General features: G+C 64.6%; 14 protein-coding genes. 10 read left to right on the top strand and 4 right to left on the bottom strand.

Going from position 1 to position 12,619, the window contains the following annotated elements; genetic code table 11:
• Positions 1-29: 29 nt before the first annotated feature.
• Together EYQ35_01465 and EYQ35_01470 are read left to right on the top strand one after the other, a co-directional pair.
• Positions 30-518 (top strand): CarD family transcriptional regulator, encoded by a 489-nt coding sequence (locus tag EYQ35_01465; protein ID HIF62809.1) that lies wholly within the window; start codon positions 30-32, stop codon positions 516-518.
• On the top strand, positions 403-1,461 hold the full coding sequence (locus tag EYQ35_01470) for a 2-C-methyl-D-erythritol 4-phosphate cytidylyltransferase (GenBank protein HIF62810.1): 1,059 nt from the start codon (positions 403-405) through the stop codon (positions 1,459-1,461). Before EYQ35_01465 ends, EYQ35_01470 begins: the two co-directional genes overlap by 116 nt.
• Here EYQ35_01470 and larE read toward each other — a convergent pair.
• Both larE and cysK read right to left on the bottom strand, forming a co-directional pair.
• Positions 1,415-2,251, bottom strand: coding sequence for an ATP-dependent sacrificial sulfur transferase LarE (gene larE, locus EYQ35_01475; protein HIF62811.1), 837 nt, complete (start codon positions 2,249-2,251; stop codon positions 1,415-1,417). The two genes, EYQ35_01470 and larE, sit on opposite strands and share 47 nt — an antisense overlap.
• Positions 2,251-3,189 carry a cysteine synthase A gene (gene cysK, locus EYQ35_01480; protein ID HIF62812.1) on the bottom strand — a complete coding sequence of 313 codons (939 nt, stop codon included), beginning with the start codon at positions 3,187-3,189 and terminating at the stop codon, positions 2,251-2,253. Before cysK ends, larE begins: the two co-directional genes overlap by 1 nt.
• Before the next feature lie 190 nt (positions 3,190-3,379).
• Here cysK and EYQ35_01485 point away from each other — a divergent pair, with 190 nt between their 5' ends.
• Genes EYQ35_01485 through mutM form a run of 8 tightly spaced genes read left to right on the top strand, consistent with a single transcriptional unit; the run spans position 3,380 to position 10,846 of the window.
• Positions 3,380-3,838: a DUF1844 domain-containing protein gene (locus EYQ35_01485; protein HIF62813.1), complete on the top strand. Its 459-nt coding sequence runs from the start codon at positions 3,380-3,382 to the stop codon at positions 3,836-3,838.
• A complete protein-coding gene (locus EYQ35_01490) occupies positions 3,838-5,310 on the top strand; it encodes a DegQ family serine endoprotease (GenBank protein HIF62814.1) in 1,473 nt (490 codons plus the stop codon). Before EYQ35_01485 ends, EYQ35_01490 begins: the two co-directional genes overlap by 1 nt.
• Positions 5,311-5,327: 17 nt before the next feature.
• Positions 5,328-6,428 carry a hypothetical protein gene (locus EYQ35_01495; protein HIF62815.1) on the top strand — a complete coding sequence of 367 codons (1,101 nt, stop codon included), beginning with the start codon at positions 5,328-5,330 and terminating at the stop codon, positions 6,426-6,428.
• Positions 6,244-7,647: a hypothetical protein gene (locus EYQ35_01500; GenBank protein ID HIF62816.1), complete on the top strand. Its 1,404-nt coding sequence runs from the start codon at positions 6,244-6,246 to the stop codon at positions 7,645-7,647. Before EYQ35_01495 ends, EYQ35_01500 begins: the two co-directional genes overlap by 185 nt.
• A 22-nt stretch (positions 7,648-7,669) precedes the next feature.
• Positions 7,670-8,191, top strand: a complete 522-nt coding sequence (locus tag EYQ35_01505; GenBank protein ID HIF62817.1) for a hypothetical protein — start codon at positions 7,670-7,672, stop codon at positions 8,189-8,191.
• A complete protein-coding gene (tsaD, locus tag EYQ35_01510) occupies positions 8,188-9,192 on the top strand; it encodes a tRNA (adenosine(37)-N6)-threonylcarbamoyltransferase complex transferase subunit TsaD (protein HIF62818.1) in 1,005 nt (334 codons plus the stop codon). Before EYQ35_01505 ends, tsaD begins: the two co-directional genes overlap by 4 nt.
• A gap of 21 nt (positions 9,193-9,213) precedes the next feature.
• The gene (gene rsmA / locus EYQ35_01515; GenBank protein ID HIF62819.1) at positions 9,214-10,035 is read left to right on the top strand and encodes a ribosomal RNA small subunit methyltransferase A; all 822 of its coding nucleotides are present in this window, start codon (positions 9,214-9,216) and stop codon (positions 10,033-10,035) included.
• A complete protein-coding gene (mutM, locus tag EYQ35_01520; GenBank protein ID HIF62820.1) occupies positions 10,028-10,846 on the top strand; it encodes a bifunctional DNA-formamidopyrimidine glycosylase/DNA-(apurinic or apyrimidinic site) lyase in 819 nt (272 codons plus the stop codon). Before rsmA ends, mutM begins: the two co-directional genes overlap by 8 nt.
• Positions 10,847-10,866: 20 nt before the next feature.
• Here mutM and EYQ35_01525 read toward each other — a convergent pair whose 3' ends face one another.
• Together EYQ35_01525 and EYQ35_01530 are read right to left on the bottom strand one after the other, a co-directional pair.
• A complete protein-coding gene (locus tag EYQ35_01525) occupies positions 10,867-11,694 on the bottom strand; it encodes an ABC transporter permease (GenBank protein HIF62821.1) in 828 nt (275 codons plus the stop codon).
• The gene (locus EYQ35_01530) at positions 11,687-12,619 is read right to left on the bottom strand and encodes an ABC transporter permease (protein ID HIF62822.1); all 933 of its coding nucleotides are present in this window, start codon (positions 12,617-12,619) and stop codon (positions 11,687-11,689) included. Before EYQ35_01530 ends, EYQ35_01525 begins: the two co-directional genes overlap by 8 nt.

Here is a 12,619-nt window from a genome sequence, read left to right on the forward strand (position 1 = left end):
GAGTTTCTCGCGCCAACCAGGAGGGCAACTTGGGAGCATTCAAAGTCGGTGAAAAGGTCGTTTACCCCGCACATGGGGTGGCGGTTATCGAAGAAGTAAAATCCCGGACAGTTTCGGGTACGGAGGCCAGGTTCTACAGCTTACGCATTCTTGATTCAGATATGAAAATAATGGTGCCCACGGGTAAGGCCGAGGGCGTGGGGCTGCGCCGGGTGATAGGCAAGGACATGATCACCAAGGTCTACAGGGTTCTTCGGGAAAAAAGGGTTTCCGTCGATCAGGCCACGTGGAATCGGCGTTATCGCGAGTACACTGAGAAGATCAAGACCGGCTCGGTGCTCGAAATCGCCTCGGTATTGCGGGATCTGTTCATGCTCAAGGGGGACAAGGAATTGTCCTTCGGTGAGCGCAAGATGCTTGATACCGCGCGAAACCTGCTCGTCAAGGAGCTGGCCGTGGCCAAGGCAAACAGCGAAGAGAAGATTATGGAGGAGCTTAACTCAATCTTCGGACACTGACGGCCGGCCGATTAAAGACATACACCGGGCGTGGCCTGGCGCCCCCTGGGGGGCGCAGCGCTCAGCCCCGGGTGGAAATGGATACTGTGAAAAGCCGGGTTTATGCCCGGCTTTTCTTCTTGTGGGGCAGGTGAGACAATCGGCCACGGTGAGTGTAGCATTGATCATTCCGGCGGCGGGCAGTGGTCGGCGGCTCGAGCTGGCTGTTCCCAAGGCCCTGGCCCCCATAGACGGCGTGCCTATGCTGAGGATGAGCGTGGGCTGTTTCCTCGAAGCGCCGGGCCTGGCCGAGATCATCGTTACCGCTCCCCATGGCCGCTCAGAGGCCTTTGCCGAGGCCCTCGAGGGGGTCTCTACGGGCCAGGCAGGCCTGAGGGTGGTCCCAGGCGGGGCGACGCGACAGGAGTCCGTACGGCTTGCCCTGGAGGCCCTGGAAAGCGACGCTGAGATTGTGTGCGTACACGACGCGGCCCGACCGGTGGTGTCTCAGCGAACTGTCGCTGAAGTTATCGCAGCAGCCGCGTACAGCGGCGCAGCCACTGCCGCTGTACGCCCGGTGGACAGTGTGCGCATGCAGCGAGGGGCCGAGGGCGACTCGGGCCGGGACGCTGCTGGCGGTGCTGCTTCCGGTGCCAATTCCGGCGCTAATTCCGGCGCTGGTCGGACGCGGTCCTCTTCAGCTACGGTGGCGGTTGACCGCGACAAGGTGTGGCTGGTGCAGACGCCGCAGGCTTTCAGCCGCGAGCTGCTCGAGGCGGCTCACAGGGAAGCCCGTGCCACCGGCCGTTCTGCCACCGACGACGCAGCGTTGGTCGAAGCTGCCGGAACAGCCGTGACCGTGGTCGAAACCGACGGAGAAAACCCCAAGGTCACGAGGTCGTCGGATCTCGAGCTGGTCAGGTCGCTGTGTTCGGCTGGACGTTCAGGGCAAGAGCGTCGTTGAGGCTGCCCGAGCGTAGCGGCTGCTCAGACAACTCCACTGCGCTGAATCCGAGTCCCAGCAACGACGAGCGAATGCTATCGCATAGCGCCTGTTCTGTGAGCTTATAGAGGTCGTTGGCGCTTACTTCCACGCGCGCGGATTCGCCGAGATGGCGGACGCGCAGGTCGCCAAACCCCATGCCGTGGAGCAGGGTTTCGGCTTGTTCCACCTGTCGAAGCCTGTCAATGCTGATGCGTGTACCGTAGGGAAAACGGCTCGACAGGCAGGGCGAAGCGGGCTGTTCGGCGGTAGCGAGACCATAACGACGCGACAGCGCCCTGACGTCGGCTTTATCCAGGGCGGCCTCTACCAAGGGGTGGCGTACACCCAGCTCTTGCGCCGCCTGCAGGCCGGGCCGGTAGTCGCCGAGGTCGTCCAGGTTGACGCCGTCTATGACCTGCGCGAGCCCTCTTTCTTCCGCCAGGCGCCGGCACAGGGGGTAAAGCGTCTGCTTGCAGAGGTAGCAACGGTGGGCCGGGTTCTCGCTGTAGCCCGGCGTCGCGAGTTCGTTTACCTCTACGACCAGGTGGTTGGCCCCCAGCAGCCGGGCCACGCTGCGGGCCTGCTCGAGCTCGGTCCGGGGGAGGGTGGGCGAATCGGTGGTGACGGCGAGGTGGTCGAGTCCTTTAACGGAGCAGACAACCGCCAGCAACAGCGCTGAATCTACGCCACCCGAACAGGCCACGAGCACCGATCCCATGTCTGCCAGGTTGTCCTTGAGCAGCTGGTGACGGGCGTCGAGTGTTGCCACTACAGTCCCCCGCGGTCGAAAAGGTCGGTCGTCAGGTAGCGCTCGCCGGTATCGCAGAACACCACGAGTACCGTGCGCCCTTCGCCCAGCTCCTCGGCCACCTGCAGGGCGGCCTTGCACGCGGCGCCAGAGGATATGCCCACGAGTATGCCTTCCTGGTCGGCGAGCCGGCGGGTGGTTTCTGTAGCATCTTCGTCGCTGACTCCCAGCACCCTGTCGAGCAGGTCTTCGTCGAGTACGTCGGGCACGAAGCCGGCCCCGATGCCCTGTATGCCGTGGAAGCCGGGTTCTCCTCCGGCCAGCACCGGTGAGCGCGAGGGTTCAACGGCAACGATTTCCAGTTCCGGGTTGTGTTCGCGCAGTACCGATCCCACGCCGGTGATGGTGCCGCCGGTGCCGACCGCCGACACGAAGGCGTCCAGTTGCGGGCACTGCTCGATAATCTCGGTGGCCGTGGTCTTGCGGTGGGCCTCCGGGTTGGCCGGGTTAACGAACTGCTGTGGCATGAAGTAGTCGGGGTTTTCTTCGAGAACCTCCTGGGCCTTGCGGATGGCGCCGTGCATGCCGCGGGTGTCGGGCGTGAGCAGCAGCTCGGCTCCGTAGGCCATCAGGAGGCCGCGGCGCTCTTCGCTCATGGTATCGGGCATGGCCAGGATGAGCTTGTACCCACGGGCCGCCGCGACCACGGCGAGACCTATGCCGGTGTTACCACTGGTGGGCTCGATGATGGTTCCGCCCGGCTTGAGGCGGCCGTCAGCCTCGGCCTGCTCTATCATGGCCAGGCAGATGCGGTCCTTGACTGAGCCTCCGGGGTTGGTGGATTCCAACTTGGCCAGTATTTTCGCAGATCCCGGGGCGGGAAGACGGCGCAGCTCCACGACCGGGGTGTTTCCTACCAGTTGCAGTACATTGGCTGCTACCTGCCGGGGCAAGGGCATGCGAGTGCGCGGCGGCGACTTCAACCAGTCGCCTGCCTGTTGATAATCCTATGGACGCCGGCCGATCTTGTCAACGCCGTTGTCGACCGGCAGCTTCAGAGTGGGGGCACCCCCGCTGTTCTTTTTGTACAGCAGGGGTGCCTTGTCCCGAGGTTTCTGGTAAAAATGTTGCTCGGAGGCCTTGCCGGGTATGTCGGAAGAAAAAGACGAACAATCGTTCACCTTTAAAGATAAGAGGCGTTTTGACTTGAGCGGCGATGACCGCGAAGAGGGCGCTGAGCAAGCAGACGAGCAGCCGGTCGAAGAAACGGGCGAGAGCCCGGCCGCGGCCGCAGAAACCAGCGCAACATCCGAAGCGGGCGGCGAACGCGCCGACCTGGCCTTTTCGACTTTCATCGTGGGGCTGGCATCGCAGGCCTTCATGTTCCTGGGAGCCATAGCGGATCCCGCCGACCAGCAGATAAAAAAGGACCTCGAACAGGCGGCAGCCATGATCGCCCTGGTCGAGGTACTCAGGGAAAAAACCCGCGGCAACCTGACCGAAGACGAGGACTCCATGTTTGAAGACGTGCTATACCAGTTACACATGCGTTACGTTGCCGAGGTCGGGGCCGCCGACGAGTCGTCCGCAAAGGGAAGCGACTCCTGATGGTTGCAAAGAATGGATTGCGTGCGGCCCTCGTCCTTGCCGGTGTGCTGGTGGGCGTTGTGGTCACCGTTTCGCTCAACCGGCAGAGCTGCACTGCTGCCGACGATGTCGTTCCGCCTACGCTGTTGCCCGTGGGGCAGCCCTTGTCGGTGGGAAGCTCGGGTCTTCCCGATTTTGTATCGCTGGTCGATACCATCGCGCCGTCGGTGGTCAATATCTCGGTGTCCGAAAAGGCCAGCTCCAAGCTCGGCCGTCGGCGCGACTTCAGTGGTCCCTTCGGTTTGCCGTCGCCTTTTGAGCGGCCCGAGCGCAAGCCCCGCACCCGGCGCAGCCTGGGCTCCGGCTTTATCATCGATACCGAGGGCTACATCCTCACCAATCACCACGTGGTGGCCGACGCGAGCAAGATCGTGGTCCGGCTGCACGACGAATCCGAGTACGACGCCGAAGTAATAGGCTCGGATGAGAAGACCGACATCGCTGTCATTCGCATCACCGACGCCGCTGACCTGCAGCCCGTTCCGCTGGGCGATTCGGACGCGCTGCGCGTGGGCGAGTGGGTGCTCGCGGTGGGTAACCCCTTCGGGCTCGATCACACGGTGACCGCCGGCATCGTTTCGGCCAAGGGGCGTCGCATCAGCCAGGGCAATCCCTACGACGACTTCGTCCAGACCGACGCCGCCATCAATCCGGGCAACTCGGGTGGGCCGTTGATAAACCTCGCGGGACAGGTCGTGGGTATAAACACGGCGATTTTCTCGCGCGGTGGCGGCAGCATAGGTATCGGCTTTTCGATTCCCATCAACATGGCGCGGCGGGCGGTTCCGCAGCTCAAGGAGCACGGTTTTGTTACCCGCGGGTGGCTGGGCGTCCGCATTCAACCAGTGGACGATGACATCGCCGAGTCGCTGGGACTGGACGAGGCCCAGGGCGCCCTCGTGGCCTCGGTGTTCGACGACAGCCCGGCCAGCGAGGCCGGTGTCGAGGCCGGCGACGTCATTGTTTCGTTCGACGGTAAGGACGTAGACAAATCCGAGGACCTGCCCGCGATAGTCGCCGAGACCGTACCGGGTAAAGAAGTCGAGCTGGTTGTCATTCGCGACGGAGCATCGACTACCCTCAAGGTCACCGTGGCCCGGATGGATTCAGACGAGGAGCCGGCCAAGCCGGTGAAGGCCGAGGCGCTGGGACTGTCGGTGCAGGACATCACCGCGGAGCTCGCGGCCGAGCTTGGCATTGATACCGACGTGGAGGGCGTGATCGTCTCGGCCGTAGAGGCGGGGTCTCCCGCTGAGAGCGTGGGCATCAGGCCGGGCGATGTTATCGAGCAGGTTGCCAACACGAGGGTCAGCAACGTCAAGGAGTTTCGCGAGCAGCTCGCCGACAGGGACGAGGACGACAGCGTGCTGGTGTTGGTGCGGCGTGGTGACGACACCCTGTTCCGGGTGATCAAGCCTGGCGCCGAGGACTGAGGGTAACCGGGGTTTCTGTGATCCGACCGAGCTGGGGGGTCTCTCGCCGGTTTCTTGCCTATACCTGCGGGCTGTTGTTGCTCGCCGGACTCGCCGGGGGACTGCTGGCCTGGCGTTTCTACCTGCAGACCGACGAGCTTCTCACCGGGCACTTCGCGGGGCAGCGCTGGGATTTCCCCTCGCGCATCTATTCCGACCAGTACGCCGTCTACCCGGGGCTGGGCGTGGATGGCGAGCTGTTTGCCTGGAGGCTCAAGCGCAGGGGCTACGTCGCGGTGCGAGACAGACCCAAGGCCAGGGGAGAGTACCGCTACGTTGCGGCCGGCGGTGAGCCGGGGCAGCCACGCAGGCTCGAACTGTTTCTTCGTTCTTTTGATTTCCCGGGTCGGCGCGAAGCGGGCCGCCTGCTCGACATCAGGCTCGACGCGGGCGGGCGCATACTGGGTATGCACGAAGGCACTGGCGGTGAGGAGATATACTCGTTTTTTCTCGAGCCGGTGATGCTGGCCGGCCTGCACGGCGAACTGCGCGAAGACAGGCGGGAAATGAAAATAGCCGAGGTCCCTGCGCCCCTGGTGCGGGCCGTCGTATCGGTGGAGGATCGTCGTTTTTTTGAGCATCGCGGTGTCGACCTGCGGGGACTGGCACGCGCGTTCCTCGTCAACCTGAGGTCGGGCAGGGTCAGGCAGGGGGGGTCTACGCTTACCCAGCAGCTCATGAAGAACTTCTTCCTTGATAATGAGCGCACCCTTACCCGCAAGGCGAGGGAGGCAGTGATGGCGGTCATGGCCGAGCGCCGCTTTTCCAAGCTCGAAATACTCGAAAACTATCTCAACGAGATCTACCTCGGACAGAAAGGCGGGGTTGGCGTGCACGGCCTCGGCCTGGTACTTCGGCCGAGAACCGCGGGAGCTCTCGCTGGGGCAGGCGGCTATGCTGGCCGGCGTCATTCGGGCGCCCAACTACTACTCGCCCCACCGCCATCCCGAGCGCGCCATCGAGCGCCGCAACGTCGTGCTGCGGGTGCTACTCGACGTGGGCGAGATCGACCACCGTACTTATCGCAGGGCCCTGGCCGAGCCCCTGGGAACCGTGCCGCCGGTTGCGGCTACGGGTAGCGCGTCACATTTCACTGATTTCGTTCGCAACGAACTCAAGGAGAACTTTCCCGCCGAGGTGCTCAAGAGCGAGGGCTACAGCATCTTCACGACCCTGGACGCGGGTTTTCAACACGCGGCCGAGCGGGCCGTTGCCGAGGAGCTCGACAGGCTCGAGCGGGATTTTCCCACCCTGGTCAGGGAGCAGGGCGACCGCATAGAAGGGGCGCTGGTTGTCCTGAACCCACGCACGGGAAGGATCCTCTCCATGGTGGGTGGGCGCGACTACGGGCGCACTCAGTTCAACAGGGTCCTCAACGCGCGCAGGCAGACCGGCTCGGTGTTCAAGCCGGTCGTCATGCTCGCGGCGGTCGGCAGCGAGGAAGTAGGCAGGGTGCACCTGCTGCCCACCAGCCGCGTGACCGATGAACCGTTTACCTGGGACTATGACGGAAAGCAGTGGTCGCCGGCCAACTACTCGGACAAGTTGTACGGAGAGGTAACCGTCCGCGAGTCACTGGAGCGCTCGATCAACACCGCCACCGCGAGGATCGCTCGCGATGTGGGTATCGAAGAGATACGCGACCTGGCCGTTCGCCTGGGAGTAGACGAAGAGTTGCGGCCCTGGCCAGCCATCTCGCTGGGCGCTTACGAGATCACGCCCTTCGACGTCGCCCGCGTGTACTCGGTGTTTGCCAGCGGTGGCATGAAGGCCGAACCGCTGGGGGTTGCCAAGGTTGTCGACCGAACGGGTAAGGTCATCGAGGGCAACCGCCTGGAGTTTGAACGGGTAATCCCCGCCGAGGACGCTTACCTGGTGACTCACCTGTTGGAGGGAGTAATGGAGCGAGGCACGGGTCGACGTGCGCGCACCGACGGTTTTACTCGCCCGGCCGCCGGCAAGACCGGCACCAGCAACGACTACAACGACGCCTGGTTTGCCGGCTACACCCCCGGGCTGCTAGCGGTGGCCTGGGTGGGCTTCGACAAGGCCGGGCACGTGGGCCTGAGCGGGGCGACGGCTGCGCTGCCCGTGTGGACGCGTTTTATGAAGGAAGCACTCGAGGACCAGCCACCGTCGGCTTTCCAGGTGCCGGCCGGCGTCAAGCTGGTCGAGGTCGATGCTCGAAGTGGACTGTTGGCCACCGTGGCTTGTAACGATACAATCACGGAGGCATTTCTCGAGAATGACGTTCCCACCCAACACTGTGGTGCCCTTGGCCACCTGCTGCCCAGGTAGGCAGACCCCTGGCACTGAAACAGTGCCGGCCCTGGCAGTCGTTGCGCGCCTTGTTCTGCTCTGTTCCCTGTTGCTCGTCTCGGCCTGCTCGGTGGCCAACCTGCCGCGTTTTCCGGCCGACGGTGCCTCGGCGGGTCGGCCGGGGCAGGAGCCGGTTAAGTCGGGGCAACTGGCCAGGGCGGGGCTGCTGCTCGACGAGGCCGTCGCTGCGGCTGCTGCCGGGGGACAGCTGGGGGCGGGACGCCTGGCCAGCCTGCGCTTTGTTGCCCGCGCGAGGGACCTGATGACACGCGAACGTAACGAAGAGGCCCTCGACCTGCTCGAGCGCTCCATGGGGCTGGACGGCGGCAGCTGGTACACCTGGTTGTACATGGCCGAGGCATGGCGCCGGGGCGGTGACCCAGCCCGCGGACGGGTGTACCTGGAGAAACTCGACGGCCGAGTCCCCGATGACGACCAACTGGCGCTTGAAATTGAGCTGCTCAGGCGGCAGGTGTATCTCCCCGCCGGGCTCACCGGCAAAATTTCTGGCCGGGACGGCTGAACGTGCTTGTACTGGGTATAGAAACTTCCTGCGATGACACGTCGGCCGCGCTGGTCGAGGATCGGACGGTGCTGTCCAACCTGGTGGCTTCGCAGGACGCGTTGCACGCCGACTACGGTGGAGTGGTGCCAGAGCTGGCGGCGCGACGCCACCTTGAGACGGTACAGACCGTTATCGGGCGGGCACTGGAGCTGGGCAACAGGCAACTCGGCGAAATCGACGTTGTCGCTGTTACGCGCGGGCCGGGGCTGGTGGGTTCACTGCTGGTGGGCCTGTCGGCGGCCCAGGGCCTGGCGCTGGCGCTCGACCGACCGCTGTACGGGATCAACCATCTCGAAGGACACGTGTTGTCTCCGCTGGTCGAAGCGCAGGACGATTTCCCCTTGCTGTCAGTGCTGGTGTCCGGTGGACACACGGCGATGTACCTTGTCGAAGACGTGGGCGTATATAGGGAGCTTAGCCGCACGCGCGACGATTCGGCCGGTGAGGCTTTCGACAAGGGTGCCAAGATGCTCGACCTGGGCTGGCCCGGGGGCAAGGTCATGGACGAACTGGGGAGCAGGGGCGATCCGACCGCGCTGCGTTTTCCGCGGCCGCGGGTCCGTGACGATTCGCTGGCATTCAGCTTCTCGGGCCTGAAAACATCACTATGGGATTTTCTTCACTCCGACGACAGCAAGGGCCACAGTCTCGAGGACGTGTGCGCGTCGTACCAGGAAGCCATAGTAGATTGCCTGTTGAAAAGGGTAGGGGAGGCCGTGGAACGTTTTGCCCCCGCATCGGTAGCGGTTGCCGGTGGCGTGTCGGCCAACAGCCGGCTGCGCAGGCGACTTACCGAGCAACTGTTGCAGAGTGGCATGACTCCGTTGTTTCCGCCCTTCAGCCTGTGCACCGACAACGCGGCCATGATCGCCTACGCGGCGGTTCGTCGCATGGAAAACGGCCTGCCGGGCGAGCAACTCGAAGCCGTGTCCCGGCTGCCGCTGGGCTCGGTGCAGTGAAGCGCCAATGGTGAAGTTCCAGTGGTGAAGGGCTCCCGGCGGCGGGCTCCGCGGCTGGGGCAGAACTTTCTCGTCGACAGGGTTGCCTGTGAAAGGATAGTCGACTGGGCGGGTGCACGGGGCCGCAGCGTGGTCGAGATCGGTCCTGGCCGAGGCGCGTTGACCGGACTGCTCGCCGATCACTCGAGCAAACTGCTGGCCATCGAGCTCGACAGCAAATTGGCCGCGAAGCTGTCGGCACGTTACGACAACAGCGATCACGTCCGCGTGCTGCAGGCCGACGCGCTAGCGGTCAATCTGGACGCACTGCTCGACGAGCCCTGCCTGGTGGTGGGCAATCTTCCCTACGAGAGCGGTACTGCCATCGTCCGTCACCTGCTCGAGCAGCACCCACCGGTGGAAGAGATGGTGGTCATGCTGCAGAAGGAGGTCTGCCAGCGCTTGTTATCTGGCCCGGGCAGCCGTAGCTACGGCGTGTTGTCGGTGATGACGGGTATGTACGCCGACGTGGAGGCCGGGCTCGAGGTCGGGCCCGAAAGTTTCGACCCCGCGCCGGCCGTGGACTCGATGGTCATAAGAATTTCCTGCCTCGACGGGCCGCGCTATGATCCTGGCGATGAAGCGCTCTTTGCCGAGCTGGTAAAGGCGGCCTTTGTGTCGAGGCGTAAGATGCTGGGTAACACTCTGGTCAAGTGGATCGACGCGCGACTTGGCGAGGGCAGCGGTCGCGAGCTCATCGAAGAGGCAGACATCGATCCTGGCTGCCGTGCCGAGCAGATCGAGATAGAAAAACTGGCGGCGCTGTGCCGCGGACTTCACCGGGAAGAACAGCGCGGTGCCTGAGCTGCCCGAGGTCGAGGTGGTTCGTTCCAGCCTCGAACCACTACTGGTCGGGCGCAGGATCACTGGTGTGCAGTTGCGCTGCGCGTCGTTGCGGCGGCCGGTCGACCCGGCCTTGCCCCGCCTGCTGACCGGGCGCAGCATCACCGCCACCCGCCGGCGCAGCAAGTACCTGGTGCTCGACCTCGACCAGGGGCCTTCCTGCATACTGCACTTCGGTATGAGCGGCACCCTGATCCACAACCGCGGGGGCCTTGAGAGCCCGGCCAGGCACGACCACCTGTTGTTCGAACTCGACGACGGCGCGGTGCTCAGTTTCAACGATCCCCGGCGCTTCGGCCTGGTGGTGATGGACGACTACGACAGCTGCTCGCTGTTCTCCGAGCTTGGCCCCGAACCCCTGCAGGCCGATCGCTTCACGGCCGCGTACCTGGCTGGCTTCAAGACGCGCAGCCGCAGGACCATCAAGGACGTACTTATGGATCAGCGCGTGGTGGCTGGCCTGGGGAACATCTACGTAAACGAAATACTCTTCGACTGCGGTGTGAGGCCGCGTCGGCGCATGCCGAGAGTGAGCCGGGCCGAGTGTGCGCTGCTGGTCGAGAGCAGCCGTCGTATACTCACCGAGGCCATAGAGCACCGCGGTTCAACGGTGTCGGATTTTCTCGACGGAATAGGTCGGCGAGGGGGGTACCAGTGGCGGCACCAGGTCTACGACAAGGTGGGGAAGCCCTGCGGCCACTGCGGCTCGGTGATCAAGCTCGTCAGCGTGGGCGGTCGGTCGAGTTTCTACTGCCCGTCCTGCCAGCACTGAAGCGCGCGGCAGCCGCTCTCTCAGCCTGGAAAACGAACGTCGAGACGGTCGCGCAAGGCGTCACCCAGCGAGTTAAGTCCGAGTACCGTGAAGAGGATGGCCAGCCCCGGAAAAATGGTCAGGTGCGGTGCCACCAGCAGGAACGATCGTCCGTCGTTGAGCATTGAGCCCCAGGACGGCGACGGCGCCTGCACGCCGAGGCCGAGAAAACTAAGAGATGATTCGGCCACGATAGCTCCCGCTACGCCAAAGCTCGCCTGGACCAGTAGCGGTGCCGCCAGCAGCGGCAGCAGGTGCCGGGTCACTACCCTGGCCGGACCCAGGCCCATGGCCTCGGCGGCGAGTACGTGTTCGCGACGGCGCAGGCTCAGCACCTCGCCGCGGGCCAGGCGGGCGTAACTCGTCCAGGCGGTGAGCCCCAGTGCCAGCACTACGTTGCCTGCCCCGGGACCCAGCACCGCAGCCAGGGCGATGGCCAGCAGCAGCCCCGGAAACGCCAGCAGCACGTCGACCAGGCGCATTATCAGAAAATCGACCGGGCCTCCCAGGTAGCCGGCCGCGCAGCCCAGCAGCACGCCCAGCACCAGCGACAACGTGACGGTGCCAAGTCCTATGCCCAGTGACACCCTCGCGCCGTAGAGCACACGGCTGAGTTGGTCGCGTCCCAGGCGGTCACGTCCCAGCGGGTGGTCGAGGGCGGGAGCGGCCAGGCCGTTCTCCAACGATTGGGCCGCGGGCGGCGAGGGGGCCAGCAGTGGCGCAAACAGAGCCCCGGCGGTGAGCAGCGACAGCACCAGCAGTCCCGGCAGCAGCGGCGTGCGTTTTCGTGCGCGGGGTGTGTCAGTCATCGTCGTCACCGTAGTTCACTCGCGGGTTGGCCCAGGCGTAGGCCAGGTCGGTGAGCAGGTTCACCAGCACGTAGGTGACAGCGATTACCAGCACGCAGCCCTGCACCACCGGGTAGTCGCGGCTGTAGATCGCCTGCACCATGAGCCTGCCCAGCCCCGGCCAGGCGAATATCGTCTCGGTGATCACGGCGCCGGCCAGTAGACCACCCAGTTGCAGGCCCAGCACCGAGAGCAGTGGCGTGAGCGCGTTGGCCAGTACGTGGCGAAGCATGACCATGCTTTCACCGAGGCCCTTGGCCCTGGCGGTGCGCACGTAGTCTTCGCCCATGACTTCGAGCAGGCTGCTGCGGGTCATCCTTACCAGCAGGCCGGCCATGGCCGTACCCAGGGTGAGGGCGGGCAGCACGAGGTGGGCCGCACCTCCCCTGCCCGACACCGGCAGCCAGCCGAGCTGTATCGAAAACAGCAGTACGAGCATGGGGCCCAGCCAGAAGTTGGGCACGGCAACTCCCAGCATACTGCCGGCCAGCGACAGGCGGTCGACCGCACCGCCGGCTTTCCACGCCGACAGCAGGCCCAACGGCAGGGCAATGGCTATCGAGATCAGCAGCGCGGCCAGGGCCAGCTCGGCGGTAGCCGGCGCGTGCAGGGCCACCAGTTCGGCCACCGGCTGATCACCCTGTATGGATCGGCCGAGGTCGCCGCGGGCCAGGCCGGACAGGAACGACAGGTACTGCTCCGACACGGGTCGGTCCAAGCCCAGGCGTCGCGACAGTGCTTCGCGGTCGGCCGCCTGGGCGTACTCGCCGAGCATTATGTCGACCGGGTCGCCGGGCATGGCGTGGGTCAGAAGAAACACTACGGTGGCGACCCCCAGTACGGTGGGTACGAGTACGGCCAGGCGCCTGCTCAGGTAGGGCAGCAT

Source organism: Candidatus Binatota bacterium, assembly GCA_012960245.1.
Lineage (GTDB): Bacteria > Desulfobacterota > Binatia > UBA1149 > UBA1149 > UBA1149.

Coding starts and splice junctions, on each gene's coding strand:
- EYQ35_01525 (HIF62821.1), bottom strand. CDS start 11,694: ATGACTGACACACCCCGCGCACGAAAACGCACGCCGCTGCTGCCGGGA.
- cysK (HIF62812.1), bottom strand. CDS start 3,189: ATGCCCTTGCCCCGGCAGGTAGCAGCCAATGTACTGCAACTGGTAGGA.
- EYQ35_01500 (HIF62816.1), top strand. CDS start 6,244: ATGCTGGCCGGCGTCATTCGGGCGCCCAACTACTACTCGCCCCACCGC.
- EYQ35_01485 (HIF62813.1), top strand. CDS start 3,380: ATGTCGGAAGAAAAAGACGAACAATCGTTCACCTTTAAAGATAAGAGG.
- EYQ35_01530 (HIF62822.1), bottom strand. CDS start 12,619: ATGCTGCCCTACCTGAGCAGGCGCCTGGCCGTACTCGTACCCACCGTA.
- EYQ35_01490 (HIF62814.1), top strand. CDS start 3,838: ATGGTTGCAAAGAATGGATTGCGTGCGGCCCTCGTCCTTGCCGGTGTG.